14 protein-coding genes are annotated in these 13,296 nt (G+C 64.1%); 5 read left to right on the top strand and 9 right to left on the bottom strand.

All coding sequences use genetic code 11. The features are described 5' to 3' along the window. Positions 1-37: 37 nt before the first annotated feature. Both O3300_RS19960 and O3300_RS19955 read right to left on the bottom strand, forming a co-directional pair. A complete protein-coding gene (locus O3300_RS19960) occupies positions 38-766 on the bottom strand; it encodes a molecular chaperone (protein ID WP_305053889.1) in 729 nt (242 codons plus the stop codon). Between the two features lie 12 nt (positions 767-778). Further along, positions 779-1,309 (bottom strand): spore coat protein U domain-containing protein, encoded by a 531-nt coding sequence (locus tag O3300_RS19955; RefSeq protein WP_099665656.1) that lies wholly within the window; start codon positions 1,307-1,309, stop codon positions 779-781. Between the two features lie 349 nt (positions 1,310-1,658). On the opposite strand from O3300_RS19955, the gene O3300_RS19950 reads away from it, so the two are divergent. Next, entirely contained in the window at positions 1,659-2,462 is an 804-nt protein-coding gene (locus O3300_RS19950) for a response regulator (RefSeq protein WP_305053888.1), read from the top strand. On the opposite strand, the gene O3300_RS19945 is transcribed toward O3300_RS19950, so the two are convergent. Further along, on the bottom strand, positions 2,459-5,026 hold the full coding sequence (locus O3300_RS19945; protein ID WP_305053887.1) for a TonB-dependent receptor: 2,568 nt from the start codon (positions 5,024-5,026) through the stop codon (positions 2,459-2,461). The two genes, O3300_RS19950 and O3300_RS19945, sit on opposite strands and share 4 nt — an antisense overlap. 332 nt (positions 5,027-5,358) lie before the next feature. Beyond that, on the bottom strand, positions 5,359-5,949 hold the full coding sequence (gene pnuC / locus O3300_RS19940) for a nicotinamide riboside transporter PnuC (protein ID WP_099665658.1): 591 nt from the start codon (positions 5,947-5,949) through the stop codon (positions 5,359-5,361). Between the two features lie 252 nt (positions 5,950-6,201). Between pnuC and O3300_RS19935 the strand changes: the two genes are divergently transcribed. Further along, positions 6,202-6,933 (top strand): ABC transporter substrate-binding protein, encoded by a 732-nt coding sequence (locus tag O3300_RS19935; protein WP_305053886.1) that lies wholly within the window; start codon positions 6,202-6,204, stop codon positions 6,931-6,933. Between the two features lie 6 nt (positions 6,934-6,939). Here O3300_RS19935 and O3300_RS19930 read toward each other — a convergent pair whose 3' ends face one another. Then, entirely contained in the window at positions 6,940-7,641 is a 702-nt protein-coding gene (locus O3300_RS19930; protein WP_289905699.1) for an isochorismatase family protein, read from the bottom strand. A 53-nt stretch (positions 7,642-7,694) separates the two neighbouring features. Continuing rightward, positions 7,695-8,561 carry a pirin family protein gene (locus O3300_RS19925; protein ID WP_305053885.1) on the bottom strand — a complete coding sequence of 289 codons (867 nt, stop codon included), beginning with the start codon at positions 8,559-8,561 and terminating at the stop codon, positions 7,695-7,697. 119 nt (positions 8,562-8,680) lie between these two features. Between O3300_RS19925 and O3300_RS19920 the strand changes: the two genes are divergently transcribed. Together O3300_RS19920 and O3300_RS19915 are read left to right on the top strand one after the other, a co-directional pair. Continuing rightward, a complete protein-coding gene (locus O3300_RS19920; protein WP_305053884.1) occupies positions 8,681-9,586 on the top strand; it encodes a LysR family transcriptional regulator in 906 nt (301 codons plus the stop codon). A gap of 46 nt (positions 9,587-9,632) precedes the next feature. Further along, complete coding sequence (locus O3300_RS19915) at positions 9,633-10,436, top strand: metallophosphoesterase family protein (RefSeq protein ID WP_305053883.1); 804 nt, start codon at positions 9,633-9,635, stop codon at positions 10,434-10,436. Here O3300_RS19915 and O3300_RS19910 read toward each other — a convergent pair. Beyond that, positions 10,433-10,606 carry a hypothetical protein gene (locus O3300_RS19910; RefSeq protein WP_289912332.1) on the bottom strand — a complete coding sequence of 58 codons (174 nt, stop codon included), beginning with the start codon at positions 10,604-10,606 and terminating at the stop codon, positions 10,433-10,435. The two genes, O3300_RS19915 and O3300_RS19910, sit on opposite strands and share 4 nt — an antisense overlap. 265 nt (positions 10,607-10,871) lie before the next feature. Beyond that, a complete protein-coding gene (bla, locus tag O3300_RS19905) occupies positions 10,872-11,828 on the bottom strand; it encodes a subclass B3 metallo-beta-lactamase (protein WP_305053882.1) in 957 nt (318 codons plus the stop codon). Between the two features lie 86 nt (positions 11,829-11,914). On the opposite strand from bla, the gene O3300_RS19900 reads away from it, so the two are divergent. After that, positions 11,915-12,772 (top strand): metallophosphoesterase family protein, encoded by an 858-nt coding sequence (locus O3300_RS19900; RefSeq protein WP_305053881.1) that lies wholly within the window; start codon positions 11,915-11,917, stop codon positions 12,770-12,772. On the opposite strand, the gene O3300_RS19895 is transcribed toward O3300_RS19900, so the two are convergent. Next, positions 12,769-13,296, bottom strand: a complete 528-nt coding sequence (locus O3300_RS19895; protein ID WP_305053880.1) for a dihydrofolate reductase family protein — start codon at positions 13,294-13,296, stop codon at positions 12,769-12,771. The genes O3300_RS19900 and O3300_RS19895 overlap by 4 nt on opposite strands.

The following is a 13,296-nucleotide window of genomic DNA, read 5'->3' as shown; positions in this document are numbered from 1 at the left end:
GGGCGCGCAGCAAGCCGCCCCGTCATGGCAGCCATGTTCAAGGTGTCGAAGTCTTGGCAATGAGTGCCTTGGCATTCACATTTACCGCAATACTCAACGGCCCATCCAGTTCGGCCTCCCTGGCAACGGGCAGGCGCCAGACGCGCATGCGTGCCGCCAGGACATAACCAAACAGCCCCTTGCTGATGACAAACTCCTTGCCCGCCGGGTTCGTCAACGTCATCGCACCGATCTGCGCATGGAAATTGCCGCTGTTCTTGATGCGCAACATCCACTCGCCCTGTTCGCGGAAAACTTGCCAGTCAAGCACTTCCTTACCCGGCGCCCCGGCCGGCAGCACGAACACGGGCACCGAATAGCGCAGGCGGATATCGACGCCGCTGCGGCCCGCCTCATCCTCGCGGCTGACTTCATCGATGAGCACGCGATACGTCTTTTCCTGCGCGACAGGGCCAGCCTGGGCACGCACGAGGCGGATGGTCTGCCGGCTGTTGGCGGCGATTTCGACGATCGGCGGACTGGCCACCAGTTCCTGCGTCGGCGCCAGCGTTTCCTCGCCATCGCGCTGATCCCAGACGAATACCCGCACTTGCCCGTAGATGGGCTGGTCACCGAGGTTTTGCAGGGTGAGACCGGCCGCATTCTGCGCCGCGCGCAAATTGAGCGTCACCGGCGAAATCTGCAGGCTGGCACCGTGCGCGCCCACGGCGCAGCAGGCCAGCAGCGCCAGCACGCCTTTCATCAGGGAAACAACACCGGCCTTCACGCAGCGCCTGGCTTAAAAGTAAACGGTGGCCGTGATGGTCGACTTGTAGGTGTCGGGCGCCGGTGTCGCCTGCGGCGGAATATTGCCGTACACCGTGATCGGCTGCGAGGAGCCGTTGCCGGTGCCACCGACGGTATTCGTGCCCTGGGTATCGCCCCACAAGGTGCTGCCGGCCGTCTGGTACAGATTGAATTGCACCGTCCCCAGGTTGCCGCCGGTACCGCTCAGGTAGCGCGTCGTGCCGGTCGAGCCGGTGCCCGTTCCCGCCGTCAAGCCCACGTTATACAGCGTGGTATTGGTGCAGGTGACATTCACGGTCGTATTGACGTTCACGGCAGTAGCCAGTACACCCTGACTTTGGCCAAAGTCGAGATTGGCCGCCGCGATGGTGCAATTGGCGATGATCTTCAGGGTGACGTCGAAGGTGGTGCTGGCGCTGCCATTCAGATACACCGCTGCGTCGGCGCCACGTGGCAGGAGCGCCGTGGCGGCAATAGCCACGCTGGCGGCAACGATAAGACGGGGGAAAATAACTCGCAACATGATACCTCCTGATGATGGAACATCATTAATGAGCCCGCCAATTTGAGGGGCGTCGAGGATAGTCACGGTATTGCCGGCGTTTTCTTGGGCACGCAAACCAGGACGACAAAATACAGGTGCCGGGAGTCAGGAACCCGGGGACTCCGGCACTTTTTGCAGCATTGGCAAAACAGATTTTTTAGCAATCGACATTGCTTAAAATCAATGCACGAATGAATTATTGGCGATCTGGGAAATCCGCGCTTCTTCTGGCGGAGAAACATCTTTTGAAACACGAGAAAAGCAGAAAAAAAAGAAAAAGCGAGGCATAATAAGCCACAACTTGCTATTTGGTTAAGTCATCCATGCCATGCCATTGACCAGCGAAACCATCAAAAAGAACATCTTGCTCGTGGACGATTCCGCGTTCGAGCAGCGCATGCTGATGGAGCTGCTCAGCGAGCAGCCCTATCGTTTTAGCATCGCGTTCAACGGCTACCAGGGCTACCAGCTGGCACTGGCCACGCACCCCGACCTGATCCTGCTCGATGTGCGCATGCCCGAGATGGATGGCTACACGGCGTGCCGTTTGCTCAAGGCCAATCCCGAAACGGAACAGATACCCGTGATCTTCCTCAGCGGCGCCGATGCCGCCAAGGAACGCATCATGGGCTTGCAGGTGGGGGGCGTCGACTACATTTCGAAGCCATTTACGCCGGAAGAACTGGCCGCGCGCATCCATATCCACCTGGGATTGATGCGTAAAAGCAACAGTACCCTGCCGGCGACGACGCCGATCAGCGACAAGCTGCAGCATCCCGACCTGGTCTTCGTTAATGCCGTTAAGCAACTTATTCTCGACAATCTGGGCAGCCTGCCGAACCTGTCCGAAATCGCCCGCAGCGTCGGCACTTACCGCGAAAAGCTGACCCTGATGTTCCGCGAGCAGACGGGCATGACGGTCTTCGCCTTCATCCGCGAAGCGCGCATTGCCCGCGGCGTGGAATTGCTGCAGCAGACGGACATCGACGTGCAGGATATCGCCCTGCTGATCGGCTTTCACAACGCGGGCAACTTCGCCACAGCCTTTCGCGAACGCATGGGCGTGCCCCCCAGCGCCTACCGCCAGCGCCTGCAGGAGCAGACGGGCCAGCGGCAGGCGGCGGGCGGCTAGAACTTGTAGTTCAGCTTGAGCGCTGCAACGCGTCCGCGCGGGTCGGCCTGGGTAAAGTCAAAGCCGGTGGAGGCATAGTCCCAGGGCGCGCGCTTGTTGGCCAGGTTTTGCACGATGAAGGTGACGTTCGCCTGTGGCGTCACTTGCCAGCTGCTGGTCGCGTCAAAGGTGCTGAAGCCGGCCACCGATTCATCGAGGTGCGTCTCCTGCGCATAGCTGCCCACATAGTTCCAGGTCAGGGTCGACGACCATTTGCCCTGTTCCCAGGTGGCCGAGCTGACGCCGCGCCATTTCGGAATGGAACCGAAGTGATTGGTGCCGGCGCCATTGGTGAGCGGCGCGCCATCGGACAGCGGCTCGGCAAAGCGCAGCACGCGGCTCAGCTGACCTGCCAGGGTCAGCTTGCCCCAGTCCTTGTCGACAAAGCGCTGGCGCAGGTCGATATCGATGCCCGACACTTCGCGCTGTCCCTGGTTGCGGAACTGGCGGTACAGGGTCGTGATGCGTCCATCGGCGCCGCGCGTGATCTGTTGCGGCGCAGTATTTTCATTCTCGAGGATGGTGGTGGCGCTGGCCGTGCCGATCACGCCATCCTGCTTGATGCGGTAGTAATCGAGGCCGATGCTCGAGCTGCTGGTGGGCGACACCACCACGCCCAGGTTCAGGTTTTTCGAGCGCTCGGGGCGCAGGTTCGGATTGGCGATCGTCATCACCGTCACGCCGCGCGCCTGCGTCGGCGTCAGCGGATCGCGGGCATCGATCACGCTGGTATAGCTGACGGCCGTGCTGTCGGTGATTTCCGGCAGCGACGGCGCGCGGAAGGCGCGTGAAACAGTGCCGCGCAGCAACAACCATGGCGCCGCCTGGTAGCGCGCGCTGGCTTTCGGCGAAAAAGCATTGCCGAAGTCGCTGTAATGGTCGGCGCGGCCGGCCACGTTGACGGACAGGTCTTTTACGACGGGCACATTGAATTCGGCGAACAGGGCCGACACATTGCGCGAGCCGTTGATGATATTGAGCGCGGGGCGCAGTTCCGTGCCCGACAGCACGGCCGTCGAAGTTTGCGAATCCATCTTTTCGCGGCGCCATTGAGCGCCGGCGGCAAAGCCCAGCGGGCCCGCGGGCAAGGCCCAGATATCCTTGGCCGCCGAGAAGTCGAGCGTGTCGAGCGTCGATTCGGCCGGGCGCAGGGTCGACAGGCGCAGGCGGTTGCGCACCGCTTCGCTGTTTTGCGATTGATCAAAGAAATTGTAGCTGCCTTCGGCCAGCACTTTCTGGAATTCGTAGCGGTTGACGAAGTTCTGCACCGTTTCCTCCAGCTTGCTGCTGGAATGGGCCACGGCCGTATCCCAGTCCCAGCCCGCCCAGGTGCCCTTGGCGCCGGCCAGCGCGCGGTAGAAGGTGACGCGGTCCTGCTTCAGGCGCGGCCCCAGGTCGAACAGGGTGGCCGTGAAGGGCAAGGGCGTCGTGCCCGGATTGTTCGGGTGCCCCACGGGCAGCACCACGGGGATGGTGTCGAGCAGCTTGGTGCTGTTGTTCCACACGCGCGTGGCGTTATTCACGCTCAACGGCGCGCTGAAGGTCTGGTCGGCGCGCGAATAACTGTGCAGCAAGTCGACATAGGCTTCCGTGTCCGCGTTCAGCTTGAGGGTGCCGCGCAGCGACGAGTGGATGCGCTGGATGCCCGGAATCAGCGTTTTATACGGCGCCGGATTGTAGGCCAGCACCTGGCCGCTGCGATCGGGATTGATATCGTTGTACGGCACCAGTTGCAGCGGGCCGCGCACGCCGCCCAGGGTCTGCGTGGGATCGTTGCCCGCGTAATTCGTGACAGCCCAGCCCAGGCTGCCGCGCTGCTGCTGGCGGTAATCGGCATCGCGCAGCCATGCCACGTCGCTTTGCTGCAGCTTGTCGCGCTGCTGCGCGTCGACCGAGAAGACCACGCTGTAGCCATCTTCCTCGAGCTTGCCGAAACCCGTTTGCAGCGCCGCGCTCTTTTCATGCTGGCCCGTGCCTTGCGTCGAGCCGCCCCATTGCGCCGTGATGTCCGTGCCCGTGAATTCCTTGTACAGGATGATGTTGACCACGCCGGCCACGGCGTCGGAGCCGTACACGGACGAGGCGCCATCCTTGAGCACCTCGATGCGCTGCACGGCCGCCATCGGCAGGCTGTTCAGGTCGACGAAGGTCTGCTGCAAATCCTGCGCCGTGGCATAGCTGGCCACGCGGCGGCCATTCACGAGGATCAGGGTGTTTTGCTGGCCGATGCCGCGCAGCGACAGACCCGAGGTGCCGGCCGAGAAACTGCCCGTATATTGTTCGTTGTAGCTGTTGCCGCTGTTGGCGGAGATGGCGCGCAGCACGTCCGACACGCTGGTCTTGCCGCCGGCTTTCAATTCCTTGGCCGTGATGACCTGCACGGCGCTGGCGCCCTCCTTTTCGCTGACGCGGATATTCGATCCGGTGACATTCACGCGCAGCATGTCGTCCTCGGCATGGGCAAGAGTGGTGACAGCGGGAAAGGCGGCGGCGATGGCAAGACTGATGGCGAGTGGTTTGAACATGGTTTCCTCTTATTGGGATTGCAGCCTTTTTCCGATAAAAAAGGCCGAGCAGGGGCACGCGGACCGGGTGGGCCAGCGGGCAAACGACAACGAAATGGATGGAGTGACTTAGGGGATGCGTGGACGGGCACGCATCGGCATCCACTGCGCCATGCATTGCATGGTCAGTTGATGACAAGTAGCGTAAAAACTGGCAGAAGGGGTAGAACGCAACATAAAAGACACCGGTAAGCGGGGAAAGGCCACTATATCCCGGTGTCTTTATCGCGTGAACGAATTAAAAATTGATTGTATATACGATTTGAATCTAAGGACTTGTCGTTTGACAACATTCAAGCATCGGCATGCGCCACTGGCGCCAGCGCCGCCCGGCGCGCCTGCACGCTCCACCAGTACCAGGAAACCACAGCATTGACCCAGTAAGCCGCATACAGCACAGCCGTCAGGTGCAGGCCGCGGCTGTAGTACAGCGGCACGGCCACGGTGTTGACCAGCAGCCAGAAAGCCCAGGTTTCAATGCGCCGGCTCATCAGCAGGAATTGCGCGATGATGCTAAATACCAACACTGCCGAATCGATGAACGGCGCGTAGGCATTCGTAAAGCGGTGCAGCAGCATGCCGTAGATCACCACGGAGGCGATGCCGGCCGGCACCACCCACGCCAGGCTGCGCCAGCCCGTGCGCGTGATCGGCAACGGCTTGCCGCCGGCGCCACGCCGCCATTGCAGCCAGCCGATGACGCAGGTGACGATGAAAAACAGTTGCAGCATCACGTCGGCATACAGGTTGACCTGGAAAAACAGCACGGCAAACAGCACGCAGCCGACCATGCCGATCCACCAGGAATGAATATTATTGCGTCCGGCCAGGATGATGGAGGCAGTCATCAGTACATTGGCGGCGATCTCGAGCGGGGCAGTCAAGCGGTCTTCCTTTGCGGGGCAGTGGTGGCACCGCGCCACTATAGCCGATTACACTGTACGGTGTTCGCCGGGCCGGAGGCGATTTCCATGGGGGAAAGCGGCAAAAAACGCGCAAACATCGAGGAAATGCGAACCAGGCCCGCCTTCCGCAGCCTCAGCCCTTGACTTCCGCGGCCATTCTGGCAAATTGAATATCAAGTTGAAACTCCTGGAAACCTCCACATGCGCATGCGCCATCTCCTGTTTGCGGCAATGCTCGGCATAACTGCCCTGCCCGCCGTGGCTTGCCGCATGACGATGGCGCTGGAACAGTGGCCGCCGTATATCTACCGCGATGCCCGGGGCCGCTTTACGGGCCTGGACCTGGAGTTGCTGCAAGCCATTTTCAAGGAAGCCCGGTGCACCCTCGTCACCTTGCCGGAATTGCCCACCGCGCGGCGCCAGTTGCTGTTCCAGAAAGGGGGGCTGGACCTGATGCTGGCCGCGTCCGAGACGCCGGAACGCCAGTCCTATGCCCGCTTTTCCCTCTCGTATCGCGACGAAGCCGTGGGCCTCTTCAGCAAATCCGGCGCGTCCGCCGGCCACCGCCAGATCGCCAGCTTCGCGCAGCTCATGCGCGGCAGCTCGACCTTGCTGGCGCCCAAGGTGGGCTGGTATGGCGCGCAGTACGCGGCGGCCCGGCCGGCGCTGGAAAAGGCCGGCCGCCTGAATGCGTTCGGCAGCTTCCAGCAAGGCGTGCGCATGCTCGATGCGGGCCGCGCCGACCTGCTGCTGGGCGACGTGCTGGCCGTGCGCCACGAAGCGCGCCTGCAGGGCGTAGCATTGAACACCCTGCCCTTCCTCGTCCTGCGCGCCCCCGTGCACCTGATGCTCAATGCGCGCACGACCAGCGCCGACGACCTGGCGCGCCTGAACGCCGCCATCACGCGCCTGGAACAGCGCGGCGCGCTGGCGGCGATACGCAGCAGCTACGAAGCACCGTAGCCGCGGTCAGCCCTTGCTGGCCGCTTCGAGGATTTCCAGCTTCGTTTCACGGCCATTCTTTTGCACGCCCTGCGCCTTGTCATAGCTTTCGATCAGGGCGCGGTACGGCGGCACGATGTGATCCGTCATGATGGCGGCAAACTCCATCGCATCGGCGCGGTTCCAGGTGCTCATCACTTCAGCCAGCACGGCATACGTGTCGATCGGCACGGCGCCTGCCTGCGTCACGCGCGCCATGGTGATGTCGGTGGCCATCTTCGACCAGTTGCCCGAGGCGTCGATGATGGCAAACACCTTGTAGCCGGCCGCCAGCGCGCTGATGGTGGGGAAGGCCATGCACACGCTGGTGAGCGTGCCGGCGATCAGCAGGGTCTTGCGGCCCGTCTTTTCGATGGCGTCGACCCAGGCCGGATTGTCCCAGGCATTGATCTGGCCCGTGCGCGGGATGTAGACGGCTTCCGGGTTGAAATGGTGGATTTCCGGGATCAATGGACCGTTCGGGCCGTCGGGCACGGAAGCGGTGGTAAACGTCGGCATGTTGGCCAGGCGCGACAGCTTGGCCAGCGCCGTGACATGGCCGCGCAGCACGTGCTGCTCGATGTCGCGCACCAGCTGGAACAAGCCGCTCTGGTGGTCGATCAGCAGCATGACGGCGTCATCGGGATCGATCATCGGGGGCAAACCTTGGAAGTTGGCGGGGGTGCTCATGGTGGTCTCCTCAAAAAACCATGCCGCGGGATGCGGCATGGGTACTGCACACACTACTTCTCGATGCGGGCGAAGCGGCCGCTGTTGAAATCCTCGAACGCCTGCGCGATTTCCGCTTCGCTGTTCATGACGAAGGGGCCGTGGCCGACGATGGGCTCTTCAATCGGCTCGCCGCTCAGCAGCAGCACCACGGCGTCGTTGTTCGCTTCGATGGTGATGCTGTCGCCATCGCGCTCGAACAGCGCCATCTGCGCTTCGCGTACCACGCTCTCGCCGTTGACCAGCACCGTGCCATGCAGGACGATCAGCGCCGTGCTCCAGCCTCGGGTCACGGGCAGCTGCGTCAGCTTGCCCTGGGCCAGGCGCAGGTCCCACACCTGCATCGGCGAGAACGTGCGGGCCGGGCCATGCTGGCCGTCGAAGTCGCCGGCGATCACGCGCACGGAACCGGCGCCGTCCGGCAGCGCCACGACGGGAATCGTGTCGCTGGTGATGGCCTGGTAGCCGGGCGCCGTCATCTTGTTTTTCGCCGGCAGGTTCACCCACAGCTGCACCATTTCCAGGGTGCCGCCCGACTGCGTGAAGGCGGGCGAGTGGAATTCCTCATGCAGGATGCCGGCGCCGGCCGTCATCCATTGCACGTCGCCGGGGCCGATCACGCCGCCCTGGCCCGTCGAATCGCGGTGCGCCACTTCGCCCTTGTAGACGATGGTCACCGTTTCAAAGCCGCGGTGCGGGTGCGAGCCGACGCCGGGCGGACGGGTGCCGGGCGCAAACTCGGCAGGGCCTGCATAGTCGAGCAGCAGGAATGGGCTCAGCTGCTTGCCATGGCCGTTATACGAAAACATCGAGCGCACGGGGAAACCGTCGCCGACCCAGTGCTGGCGGGGTGCGCTGTAGATACCTGTGACTGTGTTCATCTCGATCTCCTGTTGGGGTTTGCATTACGATGAAGACAGAATACGCTTGCAACGATGAAGGCGGTAGGCGGTAAAATATGCCATCAGCGTTCCAAAAATAGAACGATCAAGGAGGCGGCATGCAGGATCTGAATGATTTGTATTACTTTGTGCAGGTGGTCGACCATGGCGGCTTCGCGCCGGCCGGGCGCGCGCTGGGCAAGCCGAAATCCAAACTGAGCCGGCGCATCGCCCTGCTGGAAGAGCGCCTCGGCGCGCGCCTGCTGCAACGCACGACGCGGCATTTTTCCGTCACCGACGTGGGCCAGACGTTTTACGAGCATTGCAAGGCCATGCTGGTGGAAGCGGAGGCGGCGCAGGAAGCGATCGAGCTGACGCGGGCCGCGCCGCGCGGCACGGTGCGCCTGTCCTGCCCCATCGCCCTGCTGCATACGCTGGTGGGCCCCATGCTGGCCGGTTTCATGCGCGACCATCCGCAAGTGACCTTGCTGCTGGAAGCGAGCAACCGCCGCGTCGACCTGGTGGCCGAAGGCATCGACGTGGCCATCCGCGTGCGCCCGCCCCCGCTGCCCGACAGCGACCTGGTGCTGCGCGTGCTGGCCGAACGCAGCCAGTGCATGGTGGGCAGCCCGCTGCTGTTCGCCGGCGCGCCCGCGCCGCAGGCACCGGCCGACCTGGCCGACTGGCCCAGCCTGGCCCTGGGCGTGCCGCAACAGCATTACCAGTGGGATTTGCATGGCCCGGACGGCGCACGCGCCCAGCTGCGCCACGTGCCGCGCTTCGTCACGGGCGACATGCTGACCTTGCGCGACGCGGCCGTGGCCGGCGTCGGCGTGGTGCAGCTGCCGACCATGATGATCACCGAGCAGGTGGCCGATGGCAGCCTGCTGCCGCTGATGGAGCAGTGGCGGCCGCAGCGCGAAATCATCCACGCCGTGTTCCCGTCGCGTCGCGGCCTGCTGCCGGCCGTGCGCGCGCTGCTCGACTACCTGGCGCACGGCTTCGCCGCGCTGGAGGAAGAGTGAGGGTTTTCAGGTACGATGGCGTACCCTCCCATCGCCTGGATGCCGCATGCGTTTATTGATCCTGTCGGACCTGCACCATGAGCTGTGGCGCGACGAAGCGCCGCAAGGCGACCTTGCGCTCAGCTGCCCCGATGCCGTCATCCTGGCCGGCGACATCGACACGGGCGCCCGCGCCGTCGCCTGGGCCGCCACCGCGTTTGCGGGGCTGCCGGTGCTGTACGTGCATGGCAACCATGAAGGCTATGGCCACCACCTCGACAAGGTGCGCCAGGAGCTGCGCAGCGCCTGCGCCGCCACGGACAACGTGCACTTCCTCGACTGCGGCACGCACGTCATCACCGACCCGGCAGGCAACGCCGTGCGCTTCCTGGGCGCCACCCTGTGGACGGATTTCCGCCTGCTGGGCGACGACACGCGCCAGGCGGCCATGCGCGACGCGGAAGCCGTCATGAACGACTACAAGCGCATCCGCCTGGCCAACATGGGCTTTCGCAAGCTGCGCGCGGCCGACACGGCCATGTTCCACGCGCAGCAAAAAGCGTGGCTGGCGCGCGAACTGGCGCAGCCTTTCGATGGCGCGACCGTCGTCATCAGCCACATGGCGCCGTCGCTGCTCTCGGTCGACGATGCCTACGGCAGCGAAGGCTGTTCGCCCGCCTACGCCTCGCGCCTGGACGAACTGGCCGCGCAGGCGGACCTGTGGGTGCATGGCCACATCCACGCTTCGCGCGATTACCGCATCGGCTCGTGCCGCGTCGTCTCGAACCCCTGCGGCTACAAGACGCGCAGCGGCACGCCGCAAAATCCCGCTTTTGATCCGAACTACATCGTCAAGCTGCCGGCCCGCTAATCGTCAGGCTTGAGACGGCCCGCCAGCCATTGCTGCAGGCGGTGCTTGCCGGCCCGGCGCGCCGCGCGCGGCGACGCTACCGACTGGTGCGCGCCGGCGCCGCCGCGCAGCCTGGCGGCGGCCACCAGCGGATTGCGCGGCTTGGGCGTGGCTTTCACTTTGATTTTCATGGTATTTCCTTTCAATCCGGTCGTCCAAAACAAAAAACCCCGGCGAGTTTCCTCACCGGGGTTTGAAGGACACCGGCTCGGGATCGGCAATGCTGCCGATGGCCCCGAGCGTCATGCGCGGGGCTAGTGGTCGTACAATTTGCTGCCAGCCTGCTCGAACATGGGTTTCCTTTCCTTTATCTGGTTAATCTGCACTGCGGACGCTGATTCTGCGCCGTATGCTGCAGTGCGTCAACCGCTTTTCATGGCGCATGCGCCAACGTTGTTATTTTGTCGCAGCCTCGCCAGTCATGGCTTGTTCCTTGGCGATGCGGGCGTCGAGCTTCGCTTCATTTTTGGCAGCGTAGTTGCTGCACGCCTGCACATCGATGAAAGGATTCGGCGTGACGCCTTCCAGCAGTTGCGTGAGCTTGCGGTCGCCGTCCGAGTGGTCGGGGTGGGCCGAGATCAGGATGTCGCACGGCAGCCTGGCGAAGTCCTGCATGACGCGGCGGAAGGCCGGCGTCAGGTCCGCATGGCGTTCATCGGCCAGGTAGTGAAAGTCGTCGGCAGCCACCGGCGTGAGGCTGGCGCCAAACACCACGTTCAGGCATTCCTGACGCTCCGCATCCTCGCACGACACCCAGGTCCAGCTGGTGCTGCCCGGCGTATGCCCGGGCGTATGGCGCGCCGTGATGGTCACGTCGCCCAGTTGCAGGGCTTCGCCATCGGCGATCTCGCGCACGTTGTCCACGGCCGGCATGGGATCGATTTCGCCCGCTTGCGGATCTGCGGCGAGCACCGCTCCCGCGCGTAGCGCCTCCGCTCCCAGCGGGCTGGCGATCACTTGCGCGCCGCTGTCGCGGGCCAAGGCGGCGATGCCGCCCGAATGATCGAAATGCGCTTCCGTACTCAGGATGAACTTGATGTCTTGCAGGCGAAAGCCCAGCTCGAGGATATGTTCCTTGATGGCGGCCACCGATTGCGGCAATGCGCCATCGATGAGGATCAAGCCTTCGCGCGTGTCGATCAGCACCACGCTCAAGCCGCCCACGCCCACGTAATACGTGTCGCCGTGGATGCGCGCCGGTTGCTGCGGGCGGTTCCACTGCGCCGCATACGGCGAGGCGATCGGCTGCGTCAGGGGATCGACGGCGGGCGTGGCGGCATGCGCCGTCAACGGCAGCGCCATGGCGGCCAGCGCGATACTGAGCAAGGTCTTGGGAAGGAAGAAAGGCGGCATGCGGCTCCAGGAAGATAGGCAGTATGAATCAATGCCACAGGGTAACGTCGCTACCCTCGCGCGGTCAAGCAGACGGGCGTGGCGACTTGCGCTACGATAGAGGCCCATCGACTGCCGTGCGCCTTGCCGCGCCCACTGCCATGCGTTTGCTGATCCTGTCCGACCTGCACCTGGAAGTCTGGGGCGAAGACACGCCCGCCATCGACCTTGCCGCCTGCCGCCCCGACGTGGTGATCCTGGCCGGCGACATCGACACGGGCAGCAATGCCGTCGCCTGGGCCGCGCGCACCTTCGGCGCCCTGCCCGTGCTGTACGTGCACGGCAACCACGAAGGCTACGGCCACCAGCTCGAACGCATGCAGGACGCCGTGCGCGACGCCTGCGCCAGCGCGAATGCGCACGGCGCCAACATCCGTCTGCTCGACGGCGACGCCATGGTACTGAACGGCGTGCGCTTCCTCGGCGTCACGCTATGGACGGATTTCCTGCTGTTCGGCGCGGAGCGCCGGGAAGAAGCGCTAAACGCGGCGCAAGCCTACATGCCCGATTACAAGCGCATCAGCACTGGCGGCGACACGCCCCGCCTGCTGTGCGCCAGCGACACGGCGCAGCTGCACGCGCAGCACCGCGCCTGGCTGGAGCGGCAACTGGCGCAACCGTTCGATGGCAAGACGGTCGTCATCACGCACATGGCGCCATCGATGCTGTCGGTGGAAGCGCAGTATGCAGACAACCTCGGTTCGCCCGCCTTCGCCTCGCAGCTGGACGCGCTGGTGGCGCAAGCGGACCTGTGGGTGCATGGCCACATGCATGCCTCGCTCGACTACCGCATCCAGGACTGCCGCGTGGTCTGCAACCCCTGCGGCTACAAGCGGCCGGATGGCACGCCCGAGAACGAACATTTTGACACAGGCTTCATCGTCGACCTGGCCAGCGCGGCTTAACGTTTTCCATAGCGCAGCTGCACCACGCCGCTGGGCAGCTGGCGCGTGCCGTCCAGGCGCCAGTCGCTGCGCGGCAAGCCATCCTCGAACAGGCGCACGCCCCGGCCCAGCACCACGGGCAGCACGGACAAGGTGACGCTGTCGACGACCCCGTCGCGCAAGCCGGCGCGGATGACGGCGCCGCCATCGAGGTACACGTGGCGGCAGCCTTCCGCTGCCAGTCCCTGCAGCACTTCCCGCACGCTGCCTTCGCGGCGCTGCTCGCCATGGCGCGGCGCGAAGTCGCGGTGGCTCAAGACCACCACGCGCTTGCCCGCATACGGCCACGGCTCGAAGCCCATCACGGCGTCGTACGTGGTGCGGCCGATCAGCAAGGTATCGACCTGTTCCATCAATTGCGTATAGCCGGTGGCCTCGGGCGAGTCGGGGGCCAACTCGGCCAGCCAGGACAGGTCGCCGTTTTCCCCGGCGATGCAGCCATCGAGGCTGATGCCGAGAAAGACGCTGACGAAAGGTTTTTGCAT

Source organism: Janthinobacterium sp. SUN206, assembly GCF_030587305.1.
Classification (GTDB): domain Bacteria; phylum Pseudomonadota; class Gammaproteobacteria; order Burkholderiales; family Burkholderiaceae_D; genus Janthinobacterium; species Janthinobacterium kumbetense.
This window is presented reverse-complemented; position numbering and strand designations above follow the sequence as displayed.

Excerpts from the sequence above, each read along its gene's own strand:
- O3300_RS19955 (WP_099665656.1), bottom strand. The coding sequence starts at position 1,309 with ATGTTGCGAGTTATTTTCCCCCGTCTTATCGTTGCCGCCAGCGTGGCT.
- O3300_RS19950 (WP_305053888.1), top strand. The coding sequence starts at position 1,659 with ATGCCATTGACCAGCGAAACCATCAAAAAGAACATCTTGCTCGTGGAC.
- O3300_RS19945 (WP_305053887.1), bottom strand. The coding sequence starts at position 5,026 with ATGTTCAAACCACTCGCCATCAGTCTTGCCATCGCCGCCGCCTTTCCC.
- O3300_RS19935 (WP_305053886.1), top strand. The coding sequence starts at position 6,202 with ATGCTCGGCATAACTGCCCTGCCCGCCGTGGCTTGCCGCATGACGATG.
- O3300_RS19930 (WP_289905699.1), bottom strand. The coding sequence starts at position 7,641 with ATGAGCACCCCCGCCAACTTCCAAGGTTTGCCCCCGATGATCGATCCC.
- O3300_RS19925 (WP_305053885.1), bottom strand. The coding sequence starts at position 8,561 with ATGAACACAGTCACAGGTATCTACAGCGCACCCCGCCAGCACTGGGTC.
- O3300_RS19920 (WP_305053884.1), top strand. The coding sequence starts at position 8,681 with ATGCAGGATCTGAATGATTTGTATTACTTTGTGCAGGTGGTCGACCAT.
- O3300_RS19915 (WP_305053883.1), top strand. The coding sequence starts at position 9,633 with ATGCGTTTATTGATCCTGTCGGACCTGCACCATGAGCTGTGGCGCGAC.
- O3300_RS19910 (WP_289912332.1), bottom strand. The coding sequence starts at position 10,606 with ATGAAAATCAAAGTGAAAGCCACGCCCAAGCCGCGCAATCCGCTGGTG.
- bla (WP_305053882.1), bottom strand. The coding sequence starts at position 11,828 with ATGCCGCCTTTCTTCCTTCCCAAGACCTTGCTCAGTATCGCGCTGGCC.
- O3300_RS19895 (WP_305053880.1), bottom strand. The coding sequence starts at position 13,296 with ATGCAAAAACCTTTCGTCAGCGTCTTTCTCGGCATCAGCCTCGATGGC.